23 protein-coding genes and 1 pseudogene are annotated in these 26,399 nt (G+C 46.9%); 2 read left to right on the top strand and 22 right to left on the bottom strand.

Annotated features, from left to right (window positions below):
* Positions 1–33 precede the first annotated feature (33 nt).
* The 7 genes from THEAE_RS0117865 to rpmE form a co-directional block, all read right to left on the bottom strand.
* Complete coding sequence (locus tag THEAE_RS0117865) at positions 34–1,107, bottom strand: L-threonylcarbamoyladenylate synthase (protein ID WP_028988368.1); 1,074 nt, start codon at positions 1,105–1,107, stop codon at positions 34–36.
* A 76-nt stretch (positions 1,108–1,183) separates the two neighbouring features.
* Positions 1,184–2,482 (bottom strand): homoserine dehydrogenase, encoded by a 1,299-nt coding sequence (locus tag THEAE_RS0117870; protein ID WP_028988369.1) that lies wholly within the window; start codon positions 2,480–2,482, stop codon positions 1,184–1,186.
* Positions 2,483–2,608: 126 nt separating this feature from the next.
* Positions 2,609–3,220 carry a stage II sporulation protein R gene (gene spoIIR / locus THEAE_RS0117875; protein WP_028988370.1) on the bottom strand — a complete coding sequence of 204 codons (612 nt, stop codon included), beginning with the start codon at positions 3,218–3,220 and terminating at the stop codon, positions 2,609–2,611.
* Positions 3,221–3,294: 74 nt separating this feature from the next.
* The gene (gene prmC, locus THEAE_RS21670) at positions 3,295–4,167 is read right to left on the bottom strand and encodes a peptide chain release factor N(5)-glutamine methyltransferase (RefSeq protein WP_039944545.1); all 873 of its coding nucleotides are present in this window, start codon (positions 4,165–4,167) and stop codon (positions 3,295–3,297) included.
* Positions 4,168–4,172: 5 nt separating this feature from the next.
* Positions 4,173–5,240: a peptide chain release factor 1 gene (gene prfA, locus THEAE_RS0117885; RefSeq protein ID WP_028988371.1), complete on the bottom strand. Its 1,068-nt coding sequence runs from the start codon at positions 5,238–5,240 to the stop codon at positions 4,173–4,175.
* A gap of 159 nt (positions 5,241–5,399) precedes the next feature.
* Entirely contained in the window at positions 5,400–6,164 is a 765-nt protein-coding gene (locus tag THEAE_RS22290; protein ID WP_052330150.1) for a YhcN/YlaJ family sporulation lipoprotein, read from the bottom strand.
* Between the two features lie 195 nt (positions 6,165–6,359).
* Positions 6,360–6,560 (bottom strand): 50S ribosomal protein L31, encoded by a 201-nt coding sequence (rpmE, locus tag THEAE_RS0117900; protein WP_005584924.1) that lies wholly within the window; start codon positions 6,558–6,560, stop codon positions 6,360–6,362.
* A 174-nt stretch (positions 6,561–6,734) separates the two neighbouring features.
* On the opposite strand from rpmE, the gene THEAE_RS0117905 reads away from it, so the two are divergent.
* Positions 6,735–7,433, top strand: coding sequence for a hypothetical protein (locus THEAE_RS0117905; RefSeq protein WP_245605589.1), 699 nt, complete (start codon positions 6,735–6,737; stop codon positions 7,431–7,433).
* A 293-nt stretch (positions 7,434–7,726) separates the two neighbouring features.
* On the opposite strand, the gene THEAE_RS0117910 is transcribed toward THEAE_RS0117905, so the two are convergent.
* The 9 genes from THEAE_RS0117910 to THEAE_RS0117950 form a co-directional block, all read right to left on the bottom strand.
* Complete coding sequence (locus THEAE_RS0117910) at positions 7,727–8,305, bottom strand: TIR domain-containing protein (protein WP_028988373.1); 579 nt, start codon at positions 8,303–8,305, stop codon at positions 7,727–7,729.
* Entirely contained in the window at positions 8,306–9,739 is a 1,434-nt protein-coding gene (locus THEAE_RS0117915; RefSeq protein ID WP_342665757.1) for an SIR2 family protein, read from the bottom strand.
* An 85-nt stretch (positions 9,740–9,824) separates the two neighbouring features.
* Complete coding sequence (locus tag THEAE_RS0117920; protein ID WP_028988374.1) at positions 9,825–13,022, bottom strand: type I restriction endonuclease subunit R; 3,198 nt, start codon at positions 13,020–13,022, stop codon at positions 9,825–9,827.
* Between the two features lie 15 nt (positions 13,023–13,037).
* Positions 13,038–13,217 (bottom strand): hypothetical protein, encoded by a 180-nt coding sequence (locus tag THEAE_RS0117925; protein ID WP_028988375.1) that lies wholly within the window; start codon positions 13,215–13,217, stop codon positions 13,038–13,040.
* 1 nt (position 13,218) lies between these two features.
* Entirely contained in the window at positions 13,219–14,382 is a 1,164-nt protein-coding gene (locus tag THEAE_RS22295) for a restriction endonuclease subunit S (RefSeq protein ID WP_028988376.1), read from the bottom strand.
* Positions 14,379–15,407: a virulence RhuM family protein gene (locus tag THEAE_RS0117935; RefSeq protein ID WP_028988377.1), complete on the bottom strand. Its 1,029-nt coding sequence runs from the start codon at positions 15,405–15,407 to the stop codon at positions 14,379–14,381. The genes THEAE_RS22295 and THEAE_RS0117935 overlap by 4 nt, the downstream gene beginning before the upstream one ends.
* On the bottom strand, positions 15,397–16,899 hold the full coding sequence (locus tag THEAE_RS0117940) for a type I restriction-modification system subunit M (RefSeq protein WP_028988378.1): 1,503 nt from the start codon (positions 16,897–16,899) through the stop codon (positions 15,397–15,399). Before THEAE_RS0117940 ends, THEAE_RS0117935 begins: the two co-directional genes overlap by 11 nt.
* A gap of 15 nt (positions 16,900–16,914) precedes the next feature.
* Positions 16,915–17,406: a hypothetical protein gene (locus tag THEAE_RS0117945; RefSeq protein ID WP_028988379.1), complete on the bottom strand. Its 492-nt coding sequence runs from the start codon at positions 17,404–17,406 to the stop codon at positions 16,915–16,917.
* Between the two features lie 16 nt (positions 17,407–17,422).
* Positions 17,423–19,006 carry a restriction endonuclease subunit S gene (locus tag THEAE_RS0117950; RefSeq protein WP_028988380.1) on the bottom strand — a complete coding sequence of 528 codons (1,584 nt, stop codon included), beginning with the start codon at positions 19,004–19,006 and terminating at the stop codon, positions 17,423–17,425.
* 185 nt (positions 19,007–19,191) lie between these two features.
* On the opposite strand from THEAE_RS0117950, the pseudogene THEAE_RS0117955 reads away from it, so the two are divergent.
* Positions 19,192–19,506: pseudogene (locus THEAE_RS0117955) on the top strand (ISNCY family transposase); the annotation flags it as partial.
* A gap of 217 nt (positions 19,507–19,723) precedes the next feature.
* Here the strand turns inward: THEAE_RS0117955 and THEAE_RS0117960 are convergent.
* The 6 genes from THEAE_RS0117960 to THEAE_RS0117985 all read right to left on the bottom strand — a co-directional run bounded on the left by THEAE_RS0117960 (position 19,724) and on the right by THEAE_RS0117985 (position 26,301).
* Positions 19,724–20,968: a radical SAM family protein gene (locus THEAE_RS0117960; protein ID WP_028988382.1), complete on the bottom strand. Its 1,245-nt coding sequence runs from the start codon at positions 20,966–20,968 to the stop codon at positions 19,724–19,726.
* A 107-nt stretch (positions 20,969–21,075) separates the two neighbouring features.
* Positions 21,076–21,657 carry a M23 family metallopeptidase gene (locus tag THEAE_RS22300; protein ID WP_169730004.1) on the bottom strand — a complete coding sequence of 194 codons (582 nt, stop codon included), beginning with the start codon at positions 21,655–21,657 and terminating at the stop codon, positions 21,076–21,078.
* 183 nt (positions 21,658–21,840) lie between these two features.
* Complete coding sequence (rho, locus tag THEAE_RS0117970) at positions 21,841–23,160, bottom strand: transcription termination factor Rho (RefSeq protein WP_005584927.1); 1,320 nt, start codon at positions 23,158–23,160, stop codon at positions 21,841–21,843.
* Positions 23,161–23,259: 99 nt separating this feature from the next.
* The gene (gene glpX / locus THEAE_RS0117975) at positions 23,260–24,231 is read right to left on the bottom strand and encodes a class II fructose-bisphosphatase (RefSeq protein ID WP_005584928.1); all 972 of its coding nucleotides are present in this window, start codon (positions 24,229–24,231) and stop codon (positions 23,260–23,262) included.
* A 117-nt stretch (positions 24,232–24,348) separates the two neighbouring features.
* Positions 24,349–25,038, bottom strand: a complete 690-nt coding sequence (locus tag THEAE_RS0117980; protein WP_005584929.1) for a hypothetical protein — start codon at positions 25,036–25,038, stop codon at positions 24,349–24,351.
* A 3-nt stretch (positions 25,039–25,041) separates the two neighbouring features.
* Positions 25,042–26,301 (bottom strand): UDP-N-acetylglucosamine 1-carboxyvinyltransferase, encoded by a 1,260-nt coding sequence (locus THEAE_RS0117985; RefSeq protein ID WP_028988383.1) that lies wholly within the window; start codon positions 26,299–26,301, stop codon positions 25,042–25,044.
* Between the last annotated feature and the right edge of the window lie 98 nt (positions 26,302–26,399).

Below are 26,399 nucleotides of genomic sequence, written 5' to 3' on the forward strand. Positions count from 1 at the left end.
ACGAATCCAAGAGATTCCCGTGGGCCCCACCCATTAGGGAAGAATCCTCCCGGCCGCTTTACTCAGGCGGTTCATGATGGCGGCTCCGATTCCACCCTTAGGAAAGCTCTCCCCGATGATTTCATCCACATCTAAAGGATCAAAAGATCGTAAAGTATCATAAAGGTGTTGGGCAATTCCATCCAGATTCCCTCTTTCCCCCAGGGAGAGAATGACCCAATGATTCCCAGGTTCCCCGGGCAAATGTTCTTCAAAATAGGGAACATCCTCGTCCGTGGTTAAGATGCCTACCCTCTTTCCATCGCGGATCAGCTCTGCCGCCTGCGCCGCCATTTTCCATCTACGGCGGGAGGGATTGAGATCGGCAACCAAGGTGAGAGGAGCGCGGGGCGCGTAGTGGGGATATTTTAACCCCGGTGCTTTTGGGGGAGCGTTGCTTTGATTTAAGGCAGGGTCTACGACAACCTCTCCTATAACCTCCTCCAGGGATTCTTTGGTTATCCCCCCGGGTCGTAAAATCTGGGGAGGAGAGAGGGTAATGTCTAAAACCGTTGATTCCAAGCCGATCCCCGTCTCTCCTCCGTCAATGATACCTGCGATCCTTCCCTCTAAATCGGCAAGGACATGGGCTGCCTTGGTGGGACTGGGCTTCCCGGATCGATTGGCGCTGGGAGCGGCGAGAGGCCGTCCCACTTCCCGCAGGAGGGCTAACGCGACAGGATGATTCGGGATCCGTACCGCTACGGTGGAAAGTCCTGCGGTCGCCAAGGAAGAAGCCCTGCCGTTATTCGGGAGAATAAGGGTGAGGGGACCTGGGGAAAACCGGCGAAAGAGTTCCTCAGCCAGCGGGGGAAGGTGGGTAACTACTTCCTTTACCTGCCCCGGATCATAAAAGTGAAGGATGAGGGGGTTATCGGAGGGCCTCCCTTTCGCCGCATAGATCTTCGCCACGGCCTGGTCTGAATAGGCATCCGCCCCCAATCCGTAGACGGTTTCCGTAGGGAAAGCCACCACTTCCCCTTGACGGAGGAGTTTGGCCGCTTCGATCAGGAAGGGGTGGGATGGACGAACCTCATCGGGGGGGAGGAGCCATTGTTTGGTTTCCATCTTCTGTCGCTCCTTATGCTTATACTGGTTCCCTATCTCCCATTCTATTCCTGGCCGGGAAGAATTCAACCCTCCCCTACACTTTTAAAACCCGGAATAAGGAGTGGGCTTTTTTTACTTCCTCCATCCCGCCGATGGTTTGAATCGCCTGATTTACCTGTTTCTTTGAGGCGTGGTGGGTGACGATCAAGATTTCCGCTTCCTGGGTCTCTTGGTTCGGGTATTGGGCGATTTGGGCGATGCTTACTTCCGACTGGGAGAGGATATTGGTGATCTTGGCCAGCACCCCGGCCTGGTCCTTTACCGTAAATCGAAAATAGAAGCGGGTGAAAATCTGATCTTCCTCCTTCATCTTCTTCTTGTGGTAAGGGAACACTTGCTCTCTCCCGTTCACTCCCAGCTTCATGTTTTTCACCACAGCCACCAGATCGGCTACAACGGCGGTGGCGGTAGGCAGTTCACCCGCCCCTTTCCCATAAAACATAGTCTCCCCGACAGCCTCTCCGTAGACATAGACGGCATTATAGGAATCGCTGACGCTGGCCAAAGGATGGCTCTTCGGTACCAAGGTAGGCTGGACGCTTACTTCGGTCAGCTCCTCCTCCCGCTCGGCAACCCCAAGGAGTTTAATCACATAGCCCAAGGCGTCGGCGTAGTTGATGTCCGTTTTCTCCACATGGGTAATTCCCTCTACCGCCACATCCTCCAGGTGGATCCCCACATGAAATCCTAAAGTGGCCAAAATGGCCATTTTGCGGGCGGCATCATACCCCTCCACATCATTGGTGGGGTCCGCCTCCGCATAGCCTAATGCCTTCGCTTCAGAGAGGGCTTCTTCATAGGATATTCCCTCTTCTGTCATCTTGCTTAAAATATAATTGGTGGTTCCATTTACGATCCCCATGATCTTCGTAATCCGGTCGGCCGTAAAACTCTCCACCAGTGTGCGAATGATGGGAATCCCACCGGCGACGCTCGCCTCGTAGAAGAGATCACAGTTCTTCTCTGCCGCCAATTTCAAAAGCTCCGCCCCGTATAAGGCCATCAGGTCTTTATTCGCCGTTACCACATGCTTTCCTTTCTTTAGGGCTTTTTCGATATAAGTCCGAGTCGGTTCGATGCCTCCAATCACTTCCACAATCACATGGATGCTCTCATCTTCCAAAAGCTCTTCGGGGTCTGCCGTCAAGAGATGAGGTGGAACATAGATGGAACGTTCTTTCTCCGGATGCTTCACCAAAATTCGGGCAATCTCCAATCTCATTCCCGTTTGGGCCATGAGCTCTGCTTCATGGGCCCGAAGAAGGCGGACAACCCCTGTACCAACCGTTCCCAGTCCCATCAGACCGATTTTTACCTTTTCTCCCTTGGTCATGCTCCCACTCCCATCTATTCATAATGAACAACTGTATTTTTATAGAGGACATTATATCTTATCTCTTCCTCATACTGCAATAGGAGCGGGATGAAAAAACCCCCGTTCATGGGGGGCTGCATGATCCTATGAAAAGAGCCAATCCAATAATTTCGAAATCCATTCCCAGAAAAAGGAGGCGTATACCACGCGGGGCTTCTCTTCCCCTTTCCCACCGGCCTCCCTATTCCCTTCGGCGGCCTTTGCCTTTTGCTCCAATTTTTCTGTGGTTACGTCTACAAAGCATAGGGGAGGAAAGAGGACACACCACCAATTCTGCCCTTCCCCTTTTCCCAGGGTAATCCGAAGGGCTTCATAGGTCCCTGCCGGGTATACATGTCCCCCATACACCTTGGATGGAAAGGGGACTTTCCCGAGGAAGACATCAAAGGAATACGAAAAGCCATAGCGATCTAGGGTATCCTGCACCGCTCCCTCAATCTCGGGGAGGTGACGGCGAATCGTTTCCTTGGCCTGGTTAAAGTTCTCCACCGCAAGGGTTTCTGCCATGCCGTTTACTTTATCAATCACCGCATCCCGCACTTTTCTCTTGATCCATTGATCGATCGGATCATCGCTGTTCGCCAGAATGCGAAGGCGAATCGACTGTTTAGGGATCACCGCCTGGGCGTCTAATTGTTCTTCCCAGCTTAGGATGAGCACCACGAAGGATGCAAAAAGATAAAGCCATTTTTTCACCCGAACCCTCTCCTCTCCTGGCTACAGTATGCCCGGAACGGAGAGAGGTTAAACCGATCATTCTATTCAATTCCCTATATACGATAAGCGATTACGATCCGGTCGATCCCTTGAAAGTCTTTGATAAGCTCTACGCTCTTTATTCCAGGAATCTCTTGAAGCAGGCGAACGGTCTCTTTTCCTTCATGAATGCCCACTTCAAAGAAGGCAACTCCCTCCGGGAGAAGCAAATCCGGGAGTTGTCTGAAGATGTCCCGGTAAAACAAGAGTCCGTCTTCGCCCCCATCCAACGCGATACGGGGTTCGTAATCCCTCACCTCCTTTTGCAAGGAAGGAATCTCCCGGGTGGGAATGTAAGGAGGATTGGATAACAGAAGAGGGAATGGGGGAAATCCCTTCCCTGAAATCTCCCGCATATCGGCCAACACCGGATGATAGCGTTCCGCAACCCCTAATCGCTCGGCGTTTTTCCGGGATACCTCCAACGCTTTTTCGGATCGATCCACTCCCCACCCTTCCCAACGGGGCCGTTCCCGAAGGAGGGTGAGGGAAATGGCGCCGCTCCCTACTCCCAAATCGATCAGGCGGAGCGGTTCGTTCACCTTCCCGGTCTCTTCGCTCCAACGAAGGGCCGCCTCTACCAATAACTCGGTTTCGGGCCTCGGGATGAGTACATCGGGAGTGACGAGGAAAGTATATTTATAAAAGGGCGCTTCTCCCAGGATATATTGAAGAGGCTCTCCTCTCTTCCTTCTCTCCAGAAGGGGAGCCACCCGCCCCCATTCCACATTCGGATTTGGATCGGAAAGGGCGAGTAAGAAACGGGTTTTGTCCCAACCAAAGGCATGGGAGAGCAGCAATTCCGCCGTTTTCTCCGCCCCTTCCACTTGGTTTTCCCTTAGGTTTCGGAGAATTTCCTCGTAGGCTTTCCTTGCGGTCATCCCCATGGGACTTATTCCACCTTCTGCAGTTCGGCGGTCTGATAATGGAGCGTTAAAGCATCAATGATCTCATCCAAATCCCCGTCCATCACCTGGTCGAGGCGGTGGAGGGTAAGCCCGATCCGATGATCCGTAACCCGGTTCTGGGGAAAATTATAGGTGCGGATCCGTTCACTTCGATCACCGGTTCCCACCGCCTGTTTTCTGGTTTTCGCATATTCCGCGTCGGCTTCTTCCCGGTATTTTTCATAAAGGCGGGCCCGGAGCACCTTCATCGCCTTCTCTTTATTCTTATGTTGGGATTTTTCATCCTGGCAGGAGACCACAATTCCGGTGGGAAGATGTGTAATCCGAACCGCGGATTGGGTGGTGTTTACCGATTGTCCTCCCGGTCCACTGGAGCAGAAGATATCGACACGGATATCCTTTTCTTGAATCTCCACCTCAACTTCTTCCGCTTCCGGAAGAACGGCTACAGTGGCCGTAGAGGTGTGAATCCGCCCTCCCGACTCCGTTTCCGGGACCCGTTGTACCCGATGGGCGCCGTTCTCAAACTTGAGACGACTGTACGCCCCTTTTCCTGTGATCGAAAAGACGATTTCTTTAATTCCACCCAAGTCCGTATAGTTGGCGTCGATCACCTCAATCTTCCACCGTTTCCGCTCTGCGTAGCGGGTATAAAGACGAAAAAGATTGGCCGCGAAGAGGGAAGCTTCTTCCCCCCCTGCCGCTCCACGGATCTCCACGATGACATTCTTTGCATCATTGGGATCCTTCGGCAAGAGAAGCCGACGAAGTTCCCCTTCCAATTTCTCCTTTTCGCCACTTAATTCTTCGATCTCTCCTTTTACCATTTCCATCATTTCTTCATCGAGATGCTCTCTCAGCATTTCTTTGGCATCTTGGAGCTGGCGTACGACTTCTTTATATTGGCGGTACGTATTTACCGTATCTTCTAGGTCAGACTGTTCCTTAGATAATTCGGCTAATTTCTTCGGATCTCCCAGGATCTCCGGTTGGGTCAACATTTGGCTGATCCCTTCGTAGCGGGCGACAACTGCTTCTAGCCGATCAAACACGCGGATCCCCCCATCTTTGTTAGAAAAAGTATCTACCTATAACTGTGTAATTATATAGCATCTTAATGTTGTTTTCAATCCCGTATGTAAAGACAAGTCAGGCAGATGACCTGACTTGTGTGTTGAGGAGAGGCTTATGAAGAATGGATCGAGGGTTAGCTAACGGGTGGGACGGGTTGTCGTATTGGGAACCATGTTCCGGTTCAAGTAGTCCAGATCGGAGCGGTAGCGGTTATAGTCGTACCCGGTGTTTCGCAAACCGGTATCGATAAACCCGATGCGGCGGAGAAATCCTTTGTCGGAGGTAACCCGGATATCATAGGAAGGCATCGCCCGGGATAAAACCCGATACACTTCGGTCTCAATGGCCGGCGCCGTACGGTTAGGAAGGTTTTCCGCAATATCTAAACCTACATAAGCCGTACGCCCCACGATGATCGACTTCGCAGAGTCAACTCCCCGGACGGTTGCCGCAAGATCCGCCATTCGGTCCGCATCCGCATTAAGGTTGGTCGGTCGATAATTCGGATTCATATTCTGGGCACCGTTTAAGGCGTTATCATATCCGGTAAGCCCAGGGGCCGTATACCGGTTATATCCCGTATACCCTATCCCACCCGGTGGTGGGGTGTAACCGGTGTACCCCGTGTATCCATTATACCCGTTGTTACCGGTATATCCCGTCATCCCGGGGGTATACCCTGTCCAACCTGTGTACCCAACTCCCGTATATCCCCCATACCCGTTATAACGGTTTACCGTTGTCCCGGTATAATTTCTGGTTGCCACCGTATTAGGACCTGTGTAACCGGTTCGGGTATTGCCCGTTCGATCCATCCCCTGGTTGTTCGTCGCAGGAGCGCAAGCTGTGGTAACCAAGGCGAAACCCAGAATCGCTGCTGGCAGAAAATATTTTTTCTGCACCTATTCCACCTCCTCACGGGTAGTATAACCCGAAGGCAAAAGCGGACAGGATTCACTTTCTGGCAAGGGTGGAAGATGCGAACAGTCGATGATAAACGCTAAAGCGAAATCCTTTCAGAAGACAATGAAAGCGGAAATCTTGGTTCCGATTTCCGCTCCTAACATAATCCTTCAACTAACATAATCCTTCAACGCTTATTTTAGATTATATTTTTTCTTAAAGCGATCCACACGGCCACCGGTATCCACATATTTCTGCTTCCCTGTGAAGAAGGGGTGACATTCGGAGCAAATTTCTACTCTGAGGTTCTTTTTCACCGATCCGGTCTGGAATGTATTGCCGCAGGCGCAGGTAACCGTAGCCAATTCGTAAGGGGGATGAATTCCTTGTTTCATGCTTCTCACCTCTTTCCGCCCTGATTCAACTTGGGAATCAGAGTAACATACAGACACATGAAAGGATTATATCACAAGAATGCTTTCAGTTCAAGGGTGCGCGATCAATCAGTTAAAATGTTACCGAAAGGAGATTGGATCACTCACATCGAAATGTTACCGAAGGGATGTGTTTTGAAACTAACCATGAAAACACGACGTGAAGTGATCCATGCCTTGGCTGAACAATATAAGAGAGCAAAAACGCGTCATGAGAAATCTGCAATACTGGACAATGCCGTAAAAATGTTGGGTTGCCATCGTAAACATGCCATACGCGCTCTCACGAACCCTCCCGCGCTAACGCCTGCGAAATCGAAACGGAAACGGCCATTGGCTTACCAGGAGGCCATGCCCGTCAGTGACAATGGCCAAGAGTTTTTAAACGCCCATTTGAAAACCTTCTGCGCTTCGAACAACATTCGTTTCACGCGCAGCCGCCCTTATCGCAAAAACGACAATGCTCACGTGGAGCAGAAAAACGGCTTTCTCGTCCGCCAACTGGTCGGCTACGAACGCTATGACCGCCCGGAACAAGTGGAGTGGCTGAACTCCATCTATGCTCTGCATGATCGGTACTTCAATGGCTGTTTGCCCACACGCAAGCTGATCGGCAAGGAGCGCCGCGGGGCACGTGTAAAGAAAAAATTCGACACGGCCAAAACATCCGCTCAGCGGTTAATCGAATCGGGCGTGCTGACACCAGAACAAACCCAACGGTTACAGGCGTATCGGACTTCCCAAGATCCGCTTGCCTTACGCAATCAGTTGGAAGCGATGCTTTCCCAACCCGTGACGTCTCCCTCCGCCGCGCGACCAGTGGAGGCTGTGTAACAGCCTCCACTGGGTAACAAAATTACGTGAGTGAACCGTCATCCTTCGGTAACATTTTTATATGAGTTGACACGCTTACCCAGTACTCTTCCCATAGCTTCATGATCAGCTTCGTGTCATAAGCCCGCGGCCAACATCCAGCGTTTCGACGTTTTTTAAGATTTACGGTTGACTTTCCTGCATCTGGTTTAGTAGAGCATGCCCTTCGGGAATAACCGATGCAGATGCTATGAGCGGGGTGCTTTGGTTTGTTTGGGCTGCTGTGATTTCTTGAAAAAAACAAGATACTTGAGTTAACTATTTTTTTCAATCCATTTATCAAAATTATTATACCCATCATCTGCAACCCAATCATAAACCTTAAAATATTTTGATAATTTATAAGCTTTCCCCCAATCAGACCGATTAATACCACTTATGCTCCATCCATCTAGGTCACTATATTTGACCCATTTCCCATTTTTATATTCAAGCAAATTGAGTTTTTGACCATCATTGCTAAACTCAATTGCTAGATAATCAAATGGATTAGGCCCCAGTTTTTTTGTTTTTTGATCTTTACCAGCAATAGAATTAATATGAATTCCAAGTAACAAATTCCCTTTTTCCAGACTTTTCATAATTTCATATCTCACCCAGCGTCTTGAGTATGTTTCTGAACCTATTAAGACAGCTGTAACTGATGTATTCTTTAGTTCGCTATTTATTAAGCGTTTTAATGCCAAATTACTCTCTTTCTTCGCCTCTTCCCATATAGAAGCGTCAAAATACCCTGCTCCTTCATGTTTTGTAGTTTTATGGTTTCGAACTACATTTGCGCGAAAATCAATTACATCTTGATAATGGAAGCTGAAAAACACCCGCTTTGCCATCTAGATTCTCCTCCTTATCTCATCAATTATTTTCATTATTGTATTAATAATTTCATCCGGTATTGAAGTACTGCCAAGTATTTCAAACCATGGCTTAAACACCTGTACCTCAGGATAATACTTAGGAAAGTCATTCATTACTTCTTCCCATAAAATCCTAGTTTGAAAACCAGTGACACCTACTGGAATTACATTCACTCCCATTGAATACGCTATTTCAAATTCATTTCTGACCCCTTCAGCATTAACAATTTTTCCGTCCACCCTTTTATTGCCAAAGAGAAAGATAGCTATGCCTGCTTCGGCAATCATATTCCGCCTATAAAAATCCCACAGTTCAGGCAGCGACTTACCGCCGCTTGCTTTTTGAGGAAAGGGTCTTAAAACTAAGTTGTTTTCAATTCTGCTTTTCCTTTCTGACTGTAAACAGTCAAGTGCACCATTAATCACATAGCTTCCTACTCCTAGACCAAATCCAGAAATTACTCTATAATCTCTTTTAACCAGTTCATTACTCAAGCCATGCAAAAGTTCTTTTGCAGTATCCTCAGACATTGCGCCGTAATCTTCAGCACTTCCAGATATAAAGACACTATTCTTTCTAAAGGATTTCTCAATCATTTTTAGAATGCTGGTTATTTCTTGGTATTCATCTACTAAAATGGTATTAATTGAGAACCTTTTTAAATCGTTGATCTGTAATTCCTGTTTTATCTTTGCATAATCATAATCCTCTTTATTGCCAAATTCTGATTCTACAATTCTTCTCAGGAAACAATAGTGCGGACGTTGATTCCCTTCGAGCCTTATTCTTATACGACTAAGGATATAGTTCAAGTTTGGATCATTGAAACTGAAACCTATAAACAAGAATGTTTTTGATACCAAGTCGCCTTGCAAGGCAGTAGTAAACAACGAGTGCGTCAGCTCATACTTTTCATAATCATCCCGTGTTATAACTGCCTTATGAACTTGACTTACATCCCCATGCATTTTATAAACAACTGCATCTCTGTCACTTAATGTTAGCGCAAGATTTTCCGGTTCAATTTTCACATCAGGTTTTTTACCAATATCCCTGAGCGCAGTTTCAATTAAAGTGTCGTAATTAGATGTCCAATATGTCGTAATAGGTAATCTGGCTAAAATCCTATGATTCTCAGTAATGGATGCACGCCTTTGAAATTCGTCGGTGATAATTTGGTTAAGCTTACCTCTTCCACCATTTTCATTACTGTAGTACTGAGCAAGAGATACCAGGTCATGTTGTTCTCTTTCTACTTTTAAACGAAGCTCTTCAGCAACGCTCCTAAGCAGTTCTGTCCAATTCACATATCCCGCTCCGCTGGAAAGCCCAGCCCCTGCAAAAATGGCCGCATTATTTTCCTTTAATGCCTTAGAAAAATCGTCAATAAAACCTTTCAGATTCTGCAAATCTATTCACCCCTTCCTTTATACCTTTAATCCTGCGGAAAGAACATTAAGGGCTCTTTAGATATCGTATTTAATACCCTCACAATCATATATTCTCCCTTTCCTCCGCTACTTTTGGCAATTCTTCTTTAACAAGCTGGTACTGATACCTAACCCTTGAACTCTCGTTTTGGCACATGAGCTTAGCCTGCTCCATTACTATTTCTACAGCTTTAGGTGTTTTGTCCGGCGGATAACCATAGTGCTTAAGCAGTCTCTTTATAATCATCTTCATTTTGGCTTGCACGCTGGCACGAATAGACCAGTCAATGCTGAGATTTTTACGTATTGCCTCAGTCAAATCCCTTGCTATCTGCTTGAGGATGTCGTCGCCCATTACCTCTTTGGCTGACTCGTTTTCGGCCAGGGCATCGTAAAACGCCAGCTCATCTTCAGTAAGACCGGTATTTTCTCCACGTTTATGCGCTTCATTGATTTCTTTGGCAAGCTGGATAAGTTCCAAAATAATCTGCGTGGTTTCAATGGTGCGGTTCTGGTACTTCCTGATGGCATTCTCCAAAAGCTCCGAGAACTTCCTGGACTGGACAAGATTCCGCCTGGAAAATGTCTTTATTTTACCTTTAAGCAATCTGTTGAGAAGCTCGACGGCAAGGTTGCGCTGCTTCAGGTTGCGCACTTCCTCCAGGAACTCGTCGGACAGTATTGCGATATTAGGCTTATTAAGCCCAACAGCATCCAAAACATCGATAACCTCATTGCTGGCAATTGATTTGGATATAAGTTGGTTAAGCTGGGCTTCAACCTCCGCAGCAGTTTTCTTTTTGGAATTTTCGGGAATGAGCTTGATGATCCCCGATTTAACTGCTTTATGGAAACCTACCTCAAGGTTTAATTTCTCAGCGGTATCGGTAGTAGCACAAAGTGAGTAAGCCTTAGAAAGTTCGCCGACCAGCTTAAGATATTCATTTTTACCTTCCTCACGCAGCCCGATGATGTAGTCAATGGTTTCAACAATGGCGGACATTCGGTCGGAAGCGGAGCCGGTAAAGAATTTCTGATAATCATGACCATGGAGCAATTCCTTAATTAATTCATACTTCTCAAGAAGTACTGCTGCTGCCAGTTCAGTATCAACACCGGTCTTTTCCCTGTCGCTCTCGGTATAATCATTAAGAGCATTCTTCAGGTTTTCGGCAATGCCGATATAATCTACGATTAAGCCGCCCTGCTTCTCCTTAAATACCCGGTTAACGCGGGCGATAGCCTGCATTAGGTTATGTCCTTGCATGGGTTTATCAATATACATGGTGTGCATGCTCGGAACATCAAAACCGGTCAGCCACATATCACGTACAATGACTAACTTTAGCTCGTCCTTGTTATCCTTCATGCGTTTTGCGATCCGGTCCCGGGTAGCCTTTGTGCCGATGAAAGGCTGCCATTCCTTAGGATCAGAAGAACTTCCGGTCATGACCACCTTAATAACGCCTTTTTCCACATCGTCAGAGTGCCATTCCGGGCGCAGTTCTACGATCGCTTTATAAAGGTCAATGGCAATCCTTCGGGACATGGTTACGATCATACCTTTGCCCACTTCTGTTTCCTGAGCTGCGAGACGCTTTTCAAAATGCTCCACAATATCTTTGGCAATCGCTTTAACACGCTGCTCGGCACCAACAATAGCTTCAAGCCTTGACCATTTTGACTTCAGCTTTTCTTTTTGGGTATACTCCTGGTACTCAGTGATCTCCTCGTATTCGCTGTCAATAACGGGCTTGAGTTCATCCGGCAGCTCCAGCTTCGCAATCCGGCTTTCGTAGAAAATGCGTACTGTCGTTCCATCCTCAACTGCCCTGGTCATATCATAGATATCGATATAGTCGCCAAAGACCGCCCTGGTGTCCTTGTCCGCAAGTGATATCGGCGTTCCGGTAAAGCCGATATAAGATGCTTTAGGAAGGGCATCACGCATATATTTGGCATAACCATATTTGACCTCAGCTTCAGTATCACCCTTGACAATTTCCGCTCCGAATCCGTACTGGCTTCGATGGGCTTCATCAGCAATAACAATTACGTTTTCCCGGTCTGTAAGGACAGGTAGGCTGTCCCCTTTTTCTTCAGGTGCAAATTTTTGTATGGTCGTGAAGATTATGCCTCCCGATTCCCTCGCAAGGAGTCTGCGGAGATCTGCTCTATCCTGAGCCTGCACCGGTTCCTGGCGCAATAAGTCTTTTGATTTGGCAAATGTGGAAAATAGCTGGTCGTCAAGGTCGTTACGGTCGGTAATCACTACGATTGTCGGGTTATTAAGTTCTTTCGCAAGAACAAGTTTGCCCACATAGAAAACCATAGAAAGACTTTTGCCGCTGCCCTGGGTATGCCAAACAACGCCGGCTTTACGATCCCCCTCAGTGATTGCGGCTCTTATCGTGCTTTCAACTGCCTTATTGACAGCATGGTATTGATGGTAACCTGCCAGAATTTTGTAAGTGTCTTTTCCATCAGTCTGGAACAATATAAAGTTCTTAATAATATCAAGAAGGCGTTCTTTTTCAAACATTCCTTTGATTAAGACCTCAAGCTGTGGGCGCCCTACAGGTGCAACCTCGTCCCCATCAATCGTACGCCACATCATGAACCTGTCTTCATCGGCCGTTATTGTGCCTGCCCTGGCATTTATCCCATCAGATATAACCACAAAGGAATTATAGGTAAAGAGAGACGGAATCGTTCTTATATAGTTTTGTATTTGATTAAAGGCATCGGTTAGTTCAACGTCTTCATTGGCCAGGTTTTTAAGCTCGATGACAACAAGGGGTATGCCGTTGACAAACACCACCACATCAGGACGCTTTTCAATCCTGCTCTCAATCACAGTAAATTGGTTAACAGCCAAAAAATCATTATTCTCTATTTTCTCGAAGTCAAAAACCTTGACCTGCTTGCTGACTATTCTGCCGTCACTGGCCCTGAATGTAGCATTCACCCCATCGGTGACCATCTTCTGAAAAAGACGGTTGTTGTCTATTAGTGCAGGATTAAGCGGCACAAGAATTTGATGCAGGGCGTCGTCCAGAGCCTCCTGGGGCAAATCCGGGTTTATACGCTTTAATGCGTCCCTCAAACGTTCCTCCAGGATTACCTCGGAATAATCGGAGCGTTCAGGATAATCTCCACCGGGCGAAAGGTCAGGAGCAAAGGCAATTTCGTAGCCTAGTTCCTCAAACCATTCCAAAGCCGCCTGCTCCAGCTCATCTTCATATATATTATGGTTTGGCATAAGGCATCCTCCTCTCTATTTGTCATTTTTAAAATCATAATTTGCAGAGCACTTAATGCATCTTTGCCCGTTGTACAGTTCGAAACCCTTGTAATAGTCACAGCCCGAGCATTGTTTGTATATAATCGGTTGGTCATTTTTGGGGCAGATATCTGCATCAATAACATAAAGATTGTATTTCTTCTCTTCATTCATCTCACACAACCTCCTCCATCGGTACTCTTATCTCTCCGCTCATCAGCTTGGGTAGCAGGGTGTCGCGAATTGACGATAAAATGTGATTCTCATCTTCAAGCAAAGCCTGTACTTTACCAAGTGTAGTAGCGATTTCATTGAACTGATTGATCACATCCATAGGTGGTAAAATGATTGGGACTTTTTTCATTTCTCCACCTGATATTTCTTTGAATGTTGAGCCAGACGCCCGACTCTCAATTTCGCCTACATTATTTTTTAACAATAAATATACATATTCTGAGCTAATATTATTAAAAGGAACAATTGATTTAAATCCTTGGTTAGTTGTTACTGCGTTTTTTGCGATTGCTATGTATCCAATAGGTGCTCTTGAACTAAATAATACTGTGCCTTTAGGCATAAGTTTTGCACTGCTTTCCCGCAAGCCTAACTCAGAAATATCGAATTGCCCTCTACTGATATACTTATTTTTGTTCATAGATAAGTCTTTCGGTGTAATCCAAGGAATACCTGAATCTACATAATATTCCGGTTTGGATTTAGACGGAGTCCCACCACCAATGATGTCACCTATACTACTAAGAGTCCCAACTCTCCATCCCTTCGGTATCAGCCCTAGTTCGCTTTCCTCAAACTCCCCGTCCTTGAACGGCTCAAAGTCCACAAACCAGGACTTGAAGATTGCCTGTGCGATTTCTTCAAGGGTTTTGTTGATTTGATTGTTAAGCTCGATCATGTCGTCAAGGGCAGACAGTGTAGCGGCAATTGCCTTTTGTTCAGGGAGTTGTGGTATTGTTGTTGTTAAACTTTTTAATATTCCTTGTGTCAATAGGGGCTGTGAACTTCCAATGCGCATATCATGCAAATTTAAATGCTTAAGCTTATAATACATGAATTTACATGAAATGTTTTCTTTTGCCTTTGCTAATATGGCATTATCTGATATCCAACATTTATTATTTTCGTAGAAAACATTGCCACAATAAGCACCAACACGACCTATTATGAGACTTTCGCCTTCAGTATTATAGCTACTACAGTAATTTAAAATGCCATTGCCACCGTACACAGGTATATTTCCACTTTCCGTTGGTCTTTTCTTACCGTTGTAAAAATTAAGGACTTCATCTAATTTCGTTTCTCTCCACTCACTAAAACTCACTCCCCATCACCTCCAACACTATCCTTCTTCCCTTTCAGCATCTTTGCGGTCTTCTCTATGCTCTCCAAAAAATGCTTTTCCACCTCGGAAAGCTCATTTTTGGTTCGTTCCCTATACTTCTCATACTCTGCTATTGCTTTTTGAGCAGCTTGCTGGTGGCTGATTTTACCTGCGTGCGTAAGGATCTCATTGTCGCTCATTTTAAGGAAATCGTCCAATTTTTCTATCCAGTCGGCCATGTACATGGGTTTTCTACGCATTGCCTGAAGCTCGGCAAATTCGATATAAGCATTGACGATGCGGTTTAGTACAGCCAGTTCATCCTCTGTAAGGTAGTTTTTGGCAATCTGGGATTCTGACCTGCTAGGCTTAGAACCAGTAAAGTTGGTCATTCCCATAAAAGGCTTTGTACTATCAGCTCTCAGATACACTATTTCTGCCGCAGTATGCCCATGAGCTGCCCAGTGCATTTTGTTCTGGACCGTTTGAAAAAACTGCTGTGAAATGGCCGCATCCGGTGAATAGTCAATACTCGTCGCGTAAATATCCAAAATCTTGCGGTAAAATACCTTTTCTGAGGAGCGAATATCCCGGATGCGCTCCAATAATTCCTCAAAATAATTGCCGCCGCCCGCTTTTTTCAGCAAGTCATCATTCATAGTAAAGCCTTTGATTATGTATTCTTTTAGCCTTTGGGTTGCCCAAATCCTGAACTGCGTGCCCCGGTGGGACTTAACCCGGTAGCCGACAGAGATAATAACATCCAAGTTATAAAATTTCGTCTTATATTTCTTACCGTCGGCAGCAGTTGTCAAGTATTCCTTGACAACTGAAATTTCATCAAGTTCGCCTTCTTTAAATACATTATTGATATGCAGACTAACATTCTGTTTACTGGTCTGAAAAAGTTCAGCCATTTGAGCCTGAGTCAACCAGACCGTTTCATCTTCCATTCTTACATCGATCTTGGTTTGTCCGTCTTCGGTCTGGTACATTAATATTTCCGAATTATTTTCAAAACTCATAGCCGATCGCCCCCAGTCTTTTACGGATTTCCTCCTCCAGAGACTTACGCTTTGCAAACATCTCTGCCAGCTCCCCGGTAAGCCTTGTCATCTTTTCATCAAAAGGCTCCCCGTCATCAACCCGCTCTTCAATACCAACATACCTTCCGGGAGTGAGAATATACTCATGGGAACGCACTTCATCCAGTGTGGCCGCCTTGCAGAATCCTTTTATATCCTTGTATCCTTCGCCCTTTTTCCATTTGTGGTAGGTATCGGCGATATATTTTATCTCTGTCTCATAGTCAAGTTCCCTGTGCTTACGGTCAACCATCGTGCCCATCTTGCGGGCATCAATAAAGAGGATTTCATTGCTGCGATCCCAGCCTGCGGATTTCTTATTCCTGGTTAAAAACCACAGGCTGGCAGGAATGGTTACGTTATAGAAGAGGTTGGGTGGAAGAGTAATAATGCAGTCCACCAGCTTGTCTTCGATAATATTCTTCCTTATCTCGGCTTCACTGGTTGTATTGGTAGACAAAGCGCCGTTTGCCATAACAAAGCCCGCCACGCCGTTTGGCGAAAGCTTGGAAATAATATGCTGTATCCAGGCATAGTTGGCGTTTCCCGCAGGGGGTGTACCATACTTCCAGCGGACATCATCGGCAAGCCTGTTAGCTCCCCAATCCTTGATATTAAAGGGTGGATTGGCAAGGATATAATCCGCCTTTAGTTTCTTATGGAGATCATTGGAAAAGGTATCCGCATCCCGCTCGCCAAGGTTTCCGTCGATACCCCTGATCGCAAGGTTCATTTTGCAAAGCCGCCAGGTGGTCGCTGTGTATTCCTGTCCAAAGATATGGATGTCGTCCTTTCTGCCGCTGTGTTCTTCAACGAACCTCTGGCTCTGCACAAACATGCCGCCGGACCCGCAGCATGGGTCATAAATCCTTCCTTTATATGGTTCAATCATTTCAACAAGCAGTTTTACAATAGATGGCGGGGTGTAAAATTCTCCTTCCGACGAACCGAACTTCCCAAGGAAGTATTCGTAAACCCTGCCGAGCACATCTTTTGCTCTTGCCTCTTTATCACCAACCTTAAAGGAAAACAGGTCGATTAGCTCACCAAGCTTTGTTTTATCTATTTCCGGGCGTGCATAATTTTTCGGCAGCACCCCTTTAAGGGAGGCGTTTAACTTTTCAATAGCTATCATTGCTTCATCGATAATCTGTCCGATAGTAGGTTGCTTGGCATTGGCTTTTATATACTCCCAACGGGCTTCCTTCGGTACGAAAAAAACATTTTCTTCGGTATAAGCATCTATATCTTCCTCAAATCCTTCGCCCTCTGCAACCAGCTCGTTATATCTCTCCTCAAAAGCATCGGAGATGTATTTAAGGAAAATAAGTCCCAGTACTACATGCTTGTATTCCGAAGCCTCAATGTTACCGCGCAGTTTATCCGCCATTTCCCATAGATTATTTTCAAACCCTAAATTTACTGTTGCCATTTTTTATCCTCCATCTTAAATCGCAATTGTGTTGATCTTATTTCTTGGTATGATTATTGGCTCGCCTATTGTCATAGTACCATAAACCCTGAAACCTTTACGGTCCGAAAGCTTAACCGTTATTGTTTGACTAGATTTAGAATGGATATCAATACTGCTTGTAACCTGTTGTTTATCTAATAAGCATACTTCACTATTGTTTAGCTGTTTTTCTTTGCCACATATGAGCGCAACCATAAAATTATCATCTTTATACGAGCACAACTCTTTTAGATTGTTTTGTGTAAAATTAAAGATCCATGTATTCCCTTCTGTTTTCCTTGGCTCTGGTTTAGATCGATATTTTATATATAAGATCAGCTCACTATTTTTTTTCGTTAAAAGCTTATAAACTGCTTTGCTATCATTTGAATTTGTTTCTACTAGAGTTAACTGCATCGGTACATCTTTTCTTAATAATCTCGTTATAACTCCACCATGCATAAACTCAAATTCTTTAATCGCCATATTTGTATCCCCTTTCTTATAATAGTCTCTCATAGATTTTTTCTTTTTCAGCAGCAAAGCGTTCCTCAGCCTTACGGATAGTTTCTCGATACAAGGTGCTTTCAGCTTCATAATGAGTTACCAGCTCTTTCTGCTCTTCAATATCTAGCAAAGGTATTTCCATTTCCATAATGTCAGTATGATTTATATTTACAATAGTGGTCCCTCGTTGAAAGCTTTTTATAAGTGCTATTCCGACAGGACTCTCAAGGAATATCTTAAGGTAGTTGCTTAAGACCCTATTATTGGGTCTAATAACGATAACATTGGCCGAGGCGATAACGATATTTTTTTGTTTACGGTATACACCCGTTTTAATTGCCGACCCCCTGCAAGATAAGACTATGTCGCCGTCTATCAGCTCATATCTTTTAATTTTTCGTTCTTCTTCATCAATACTGTCCATATTGGAATAATCAATGCCGGTATCGGTAATGTTTGATATATTCAGCACCAGGATTTTCCCAGGCTTAATATCTTTTTTGAGGATTGATTTTCCCCTAAAAACCTCTGCAACTTCGTGAAGTTTAACTCTTTCTATAGTTGATGTCTTATACTTTCTGATATGCTCGTCATCATCCTCGAGGATAAGTTCAATTCTCCAATCCTCTTGAGCGGCAAAATCTTTGCTTCCCACTACCTTCACTTTGTCGACATAAAGACCATTATCATAACCTAAATATCCTACGCTCACATTTTCCTTTTTTACAGCACCTATCTTAAGCAGATAAGTTTTGATAGCAGTGTACGGCTTAAAAGTACCTTCGGGAAGACTGTAAATACCCTCCAATTGATAGTGGGTCATGATATGCTCACGCAGCTTTGCTTCAGAACCACTTGCAAATGCAATCTTAACAGGAAGCACAGTCACCAGCGTCCCTCTGTCGGACAAGTACCCAAGTAAATTTTGCGTCGCTACAACATCCGGTCTTGAGGAGATAAATTTATGGTTAACGGCTTCAATCTTGCCACCAAAATCAGGCAGCGCATAGATAAAGTCAAAACGGGCGTCAACAAGCAGCTCCTGATATATCGACTGATTAAGAATAGTGACGTTGTCATAGTCTTCAAAACCAAGCTTAAGCAGCATAAACATAAGTACATTGGATGTGGTAAAGGTTATATTACTTGACTGATGCTTCTCCACCAAACCTTTAAGACCTGACAGGCTTTTTTCTGCTTCGGCAATAAGTATTGACTGTGATCTTGCTTCATCTATCAGGCTACTGATGTATTCCGTCAAATAAGCCGGAGAGAATATCTGTCCGAAGCGGTCGTTTTGGTATAGTTTAAGCGTATACTCTATAAGGTCAATTCCTTCTGCAACCTTATAAATTGTAGAAAAGAAATCCCTGTCGCCTGGAAAATATCCCAGGATTGTGCTTTCAGTAGATTGCTTCATTAATTCGAAAAGCTGCTCTCCATCCTGCAGAGGTTTTTCCTGTGATTTCACCGCTCGCGCTGTAAGTTTGACGCGTAACATCTCGTTCAATAATTGCTCTCGGGAGGTAATACCACGTACAGCAAATGAATTAATAAAAAGATTTATTGATGGGTTCACCATTTTCCTCCTTTCTATCCATATGTGTAAATTCTTTCATCGATGGTATTGTAACATAAATACTTTAGTATGTCTATACTAAAATTTTTTCTTTGTTGTACGTTTATGATATTGTCATTATGTAACCTGTCTGTGAAAATGTCACTATGGGACAGGAGAGAATTGTTTTGACAAAAGAAGAGTTGATCGGAACGGGAGAAACGATTTCTTACAAAGGGAAAACCTACAAGATTGACACCACGAAACAGAGGCAAACGATCCCTCCCAAAACACGGGTCGAAATCCGCCAGACATTGGGCGGCAAGCTATTTGTCTGGTACAAGGGGAAAAGTTATCCCTTGCAGGAAACATCCAAACCACAACGTCAAACAGCTCCCCAAAAAGAAAAGGCGAGCCCGGAGAAAAAAACTCACAAGCCCGCTGCCAATCATCCTTGGCGAGAATACAACAAACCTAAAAAAAGGGTGCCACAACGGACTTCATTTGGCTATAGCGGTTAAGGAATACCGCTAAAATTCCTTTCACCCCTTATTCGCCTTCTATCCCTGGACCGCGAATGAATCAAGGGTGAGCGAAGCGAAGGCTTTGGGCCTTTACCCTTGATGAAATGAGCGGACCAGGCCACAATAAAAACAGAGGGTGAAAGGATAAACCATAATCGATGTGACAAATTCACTGACGCGTAAGTATGACATTTTCACTGACGCTTGACAGGTGTTAGGTCGTTAGTGGCGGATGGGTGTAAGAGCCGATGGCGATTCCCGGTATTTCCTCAGCCAGAATCCGAACGGCCTCTTTTACTCCCAAAAGTTCCCCTTTGGCAGGAGGGATGAGGGAGAGATACGCATCGGGATCAATATTTAAATTCCTAAGTTGAATTCTTTTCAAACGCGTTCTTTGGGCAAACCGTATCATCGCCTCTACCTCCTCCTCCCTGTCCATGACCCCGGGAAAGATTAAATAATTGATGGAGGTATAGACCCCATGGTCCGCAGCGTAGCGAAGGGTCTTCTCCACATTCTCCAATGTATACCCCCGGGGACGATAGTAGGCATTATAATGTTCGGGGATGGCACTGATGGTGCTGACTCGCATTAGATCAAGCCCTGCATCGACGATCCCCTTAATCTGCTCCGTCAACCCGCCATTGGTGTTCATGTTGATATACCCCATGGAGGTCTTTTCCCGAACCGCTCGGATCGCCTCAATGACGAGGGGAGCTTGGGTGGAGGGTTCTCCCTCACAGCCCTGTCCAAAGCTGATGATGGACTCCGGAGTTTTAAGGTGATGGAGCATCACTTCCACCACCTCTTCCAGAGTAGGGCGAAAGGTGAGGCGGGTTTGGGCCGAGGGAAAACCGCTTTCCGGTTTTTGCTCGGAGATACAGCCATAACATCCTGCATTACAGGAGGAAGAGATAGGGACCGCTCCCTCCCAACGACCGTAAAAGGTGTTGGCGGCGGTTAAGCACTCATATTCCAATGCACAATGGCTTAAGTGACGAACGAGCCGATTTTCCGCATATTTTCCGGTAAGCTCTACCACCTTACGCTCTATTTCTCCCATAGGGAAACGCAAGGGATTCCATCTCTCCGGTTCATCGCTTCGCATGGCTGCCACATAAAATTTTCCTTCTTTCCAGACGACCGCCGTATAACCGAACAGGGGAAGGAGTTCCTTTCGGTCCCGTTTTAGATAGGCGGGGAGAAGAAGCCGAGTATACCCTTGAGGCAGAAGGGCCCCAACCGCATTCACCTCTCCGTCTAAGGGGGTAAATTCCCCAGTCCCGGGATCCATTCCCATCGGGCGGGTGTTTGGAATGGCGACCAACGTGGCTCCTTCCGGCAAGGGAATTAAATCCTCCTCCAGGATCTCTATGAAGCGATCACCACTTCTCCCGACGGCAAACCATTCTTCCGATTCATACACCCGATTTTCTTTATCGCTGTAAACCAGATTCATTTCTCGATCCTCTCATTTTTTCGTTTCGGTATTCACTCATCCGCTTCCCTCGTTTTATACCGGAAAGCCGGATTTTTTAAAGGAGAAAAGAGAGTACGCAGAGGGAATTAGGGCAGGAGGTTCAACGGATTTACAGGCAGGTGATCTTTCCGGATTTCGAAGTGAAGATGTACCCCCTTCGTACGGCCGGTATCTCCCATGATGCCCAGCACCTCTCCTGCACGGATGAGCTCCCCTTCTTTGGCATAACGTTTGCTTAAGTGGGCGTAATAGGTAAATACGCCATCGCCATGGTCCAGGATGATCAGGTTACCGTATCCTCCCGAAGTCCGTTCCGATTTCACCACCCTCCCCGTCTTGGCCGCCTTAATCTCCGTGTCTCCATCTCGGCTGATGACGTCGATCCCATAATGATACTTTCCCCACCGGGGTCCAAAGAGACTGGATAATTCAGGTTCTACAATCGGCCATGCAAATGAGGGAACGCGGGCCGGATTGGAAATCTGCAACGAGGCTGTGGTGATTTCTTTTTCCTTAGGGACGTTGATGGGAGGAGATGTACCCCCGCCATATTCATATGAGGGCCCCATATCGGTTACAGGGGGGGCCTGCAGCTTGACCTGTATGGGAAAACGGGATGCGATATGGGCCCTTCGCTCAGAGCGTGGTGAGATCTGAAAATTAGGCACCGTTTTTCTCCCTACCGCGGGGTTGTTCCTCTTTTCGAGAATCGTCGGAGGGCCTGATGGGAAAAGGTCAGAAGATGAAGAATGAAGCAGGGCATCAAAACCGATCATTTCCATCCCCTTTCATCGTATAAAATGGGCATATCCATGTATATGCGAAAGATCGGGGAAATAGAAGGAAAATCATCAAACCTCCGAAGATGGTGAAGGGGTAAGTGGGGAAGTTTCGGCAGGGGAGGAAGAGATTCTTACCCTTTTGGTCTTGATCTCAATCATGTCCAGAAATTCCCGATTGCTCTTCGTCTCCGCCAATTTCCGGAGAAACTGTTCGGTGAAATCTTCATTGGCGACGAAGGCTTTGCGTATCGCCCAGATTTTTTCCAAATCCTCCTTCGGCAGGAGAAGTTCTTCCTTTCTCGTTCCCGAACGTCTAAGCTCAATGGCGGGGAAAATGCGCCGTTCCGCCAATTTACGATCTAAATGAAGTTCCATGTTCCCTGTGCCTTTAAATTCTTCATAAATGACATCATCCATGCGGGAACCCGTCTCGATGAGGGCTGTTGCAAGGATGGTGAGGCTCCCTCCTTCCTCCACATTTCTGGCCGCCCCAAAAAAGCGCTTGGGACGGTGAAATGCGGCAGGGTCAATCCCCCCCGATAAAGTTCTGCCGCTGGGAGGGATGACGAGATTGTATGCCCTGGCAAGGCGTGTAATGCTGTCGAGGAGAATCACCACGTCTTTTTTATGCTCCACCAGGCGCATCGCCCGCTCCAAGACCAGTTCAGCCACCTTGATGTGATTCTCCGGCACTTCATCGAAGGTGGAGCTAATCACTTCCCCCCGCACGGACCGCTGCATATCGGTAACCTCTTCCGGACGTTCGTCGATGAGAAGGACAATCAGTTCCACATCCGGATAGTTGGTGGCGATGCTGTTGGCAATCTCTTTTAAGAGAACCGTCTTCCCTGCTTTAGGAGGAGCGACGATCAATCCCCGCTGCCCAAAACCGACGGGGGAGAGAAGATCGATGATACGCGTGGATAATTTATCGGGAGTGGTTTCAAGGGTGAAGCGTTTCTTAGGATAGAGGGGAGTTAATGCGGGGAAATGGAGGCGTTCTACCGCGCTTTCCGGGACTTCGCCATTTACCGCTTCAATCTTAAGCATGCTAAAATAACGTTCATTCTCCTTCGGGGGCCTCGCCTTCCCCGATACCTTATCCCCGGTTCGCAAGTCGAAACGTCGGATTTGGGAATTGGAGAGGTAAACATCTTCCGGACTGGGGATATACCCGAGGGGACGTAGGAACCCAAAGCCCTCGGGCATTGTCTCCAATATTCCTTCCATAAACATAAATCCTAATTTTTCAGCTTGTGCCTTTAAGATGGCCAGAATGAGCTCTCTTTTCTTTAATCCTGAGTAGCTGATTTCATATTCCCTGGCAATCTTATAGAGTTCCTTAACATTTAACTCTTCTAAATCATTTAATCGCCATTCCTCACCCATGCAAGGATTTACACCACACTCTCTATTTTCTCATCTATATCCATAGGTTTTGTATCCCTATCGTTTCCGAATCGTGAAAACTCCCGTTCCGTCATGGGTTTATGTGATCACCAGATTTGGCTTTGTCGAGAGGCGATGTTCCGCTTCAATAAATCGTACCGTTCCCGATTTGGCCCGCATAACCACCGAATGAGTTCTGGCCGTCTTCCCCATGAAGCGGACTCCTCGGAGGAGTTCCCCATCCGTCACCCCTGTGGCTGCGAAGATGGCATCATCCCCCTTGACCAGATCTTCCATGCCTAAAATTTGTTCCGGATTGGAAAGCCCCATCTTTTTGCAGCGCTCATATTCCTCCTCATTGGCCGGCTTCAGGCGGCCGATCAGTTCTCCTCCCAGGCATTTAAGGGCCACCGCCGCGATCACACCTTCCGGCGCACCTCCGATCCCAAAGAGAATATCGACTCCCGTTTCCGGAAAGGCGGTATTGATCGCTGCCGATACATCACCGTCGCTAATCAGCTTGATACGGGCTCCCGCTTCACGAATTTCCTCAATCAATTTGCTATGCCGGGGACGGTCCAGCACAATCGCGACCACGTCGGCGATCTCTTTCCCTAAAGCCTTTGCTACCGCATCCAAATTTTCCTTGACCGTAGCTTCAAGGTGAACTTTTCCCTTTGCCTCGGGACCTACGGCAATTTTCTCCATATACATATCGGGGGCATGAAGGAGATTACCCCGATCCGCGATGGCGATGACGGAGAGAGCATTCCAGGTCCCTTTTGCCACGATGTTGGTCCCTTCAAGCGGGTCAACGGCCACATCTACTTTGGGTACATTGGGTCCGGGCATTCCCAGCCTTTCCCCGATGTATAGCATGGGAGCTTCGTCCATCTCCCCTTCTCCAATCACCACGACCCCGTCCATAGGTACCGTATCGAAAACAGCCCGCATGGCCGTCGTGGCCGCGTCATCTGCCTCCTCTTTCTTTCCCCGACCCAGCCATCTTGCCGATGAAAGGGCGGCGGCCTCCGTGACACGGACCAATTCCATCGTTAAACTTCTTTCCACACCAAAGACCCCCCATCTTACTCACCATCACCGTTTCATCCCTTCCGGCTGTAAAAAACGATCTCCTTTGATCATCCTCCAAATTTTACGCTTCGTCAACCCTTTCTTTCATGCTTTTCAGTCCTGATGATCCTCTTTCTCCCGGGTCGTGGGGTGAGTTGCCGGAGACTCTTTCTTTTGGTGTGAGAGGGTGTATACGCCAAAGAAGAGAAGAAGAATGCCCAACAGTTCACTTAAAGGAAGGAAGAGAGCCAGTCCCTGCTTGGCCAGGGCGCCACCAAGGCTCATGACCATGGCGCCGCCGAACAGGTATAAAAAGCCGATCTTGCGGGAGCGCCACCATCCCCACAAGGAGGTGAGAAGGAGAAGAATTCCACCTATCCCTGAAAGCCAAAAGCTAAATCCCCGGACCGAACCCGGCATGGCACTCCCTCCCACCGTTCCTTTTCCTTGAAAGAGAACTTCTGTGTTGACCTGAGCAGGCAGAAGAACGATGAGGAGAGCCAAGGATAAGATAGAAACATACGCGAGGAAGAGGTGGGCAATGATCGGCTTGGTGCGAATGTAAAGGGTGGCGGCAGCCATGAAGGGAACCAGGGTAATTGCGGGGAAATAATATAATTTATAAATCCATATTTGCCATCCGAAGGCTTCACTGTAAAATTCCCCAAACGCAGCAATCGTAAAGAGATACAAGGAGAGCGCATAGAGGAGGTCGGATCTCTTTCGAATCTTCCAGTATTTTTCTGTTTCATAAAGGGCTAGAAAAAGGCTGACCAGAGACGATAGCAGCGGAATGATCCACATTACTTAAGCTTCCTCCTGACTTACTTCGATTTGAGCCCCCAAATCCCGAAGTTTCTCCACCATGTTTTCATATCCTCTCTCTATATGTTCCACACCCGTAAGGCGTGTCGTTCCTTCCGCCATGAGCCCTGCAATGACCAAAGACGCTCCTGCCCTGAGGTCGGTTGCCTGTACCCGGGTTCCCTCCAGAGGGCTTCCTCCCTCGATGATCGCGCTGCGTCCCTCCACTTTGATTCTAGCCCCCATACGCCGGAGCTCGTCCACATGTTTAAACCGATGGGCATAGATGGTATCGGTAATGATGCTGGTTCCCTTTGCCTTGGTGAGCAGAGGAGCGATCGGCTGCTGGAGATCTGTGGGGAATCCTGGATAAACGAGGGTCTTAATATCCGCCGGCTGTAAGATGCGGGGTCCGTAAACCCTGATTTCATCCTCCCTTTCTTCGATGCCCACCCCCATCTCCCTAAGCTTGGCGATGAGTGACTCCAGGTGAAGGGGAATCACGTTTTCCAATGCCACTTCTCCTTCCGTGGCAGCGGCGGCGATCATATACGTTCCCGCCTCGATCCGGTCCGGAATCATGGAATGGGTCGTTCCCCCTAATTCATCCACCCCCGTGATGCGAATCACATTGGTCCCTGCACCTTTAATGTTGGCACCCATGGAAGTAAGAAGGGTGGCGACGTCAATGATTTCCGGCTCCTTCGCCGCATTTTCAATCACCGTCGTCCCCTTGGCATAAACGGCGGCCAGCATAATGTTAATGGTTGCCCCGACGCTAACCATGTCCAGAAAGATGCGATTGCCGATGAGTTCCCGTGCTTTAAGGTGAAGCGCCCCGCCTTCATGCACCACTTCTGCCCCCAAGGCCTCAAAGCCTTTTACATGTTGGTCGATGGGGCGGGGGCCAAGGTCGCAACCGCCTGGAAGCCCCACGACAGCCTCCTTAAACCTCCCCAATAAGGCACCCATCAGATAATAGGAGGCCCTCAGTTTCTTCACCTCTCCATTTGGCAGCGGTTTCGGTTCTATGGAGGACGGATCGATCCACAATCGGCTTCCACGCAGTTCCGCTTTTACCCCCAGCTCTTTCAGGAGATGCAGATATAGGTCCACATCACGGATCATAGGCAAGTTTTCCAAGGTGGTAGGGGACCTTCCCATAAGCGCAGCCGGGATGAGGGCAACCGCACTATTTTTCGCTCCCCCGATGGCCACACGGCCTGAAAGGGGACGCCTTCCGGAGATGTAGATTCGTTGCATCGGGTTTCTTCCTTTCTACCAACCTGTACCCATCTTACCATAAACCATTCCTTTGTGAAACAAAACGGTCAAGCGCACATCAACGATGTGCGCCTCCT

The sequence above is a fragment of the Thermicanus aegyptius DSM 12793 genome (assembly GCF_000510645.1).
Lineage (GTDB): Bacteria > Bacillota > Bacilli > Thermicanales > Thermicanaceae > Thermicanus > Thermicanus aegyptius.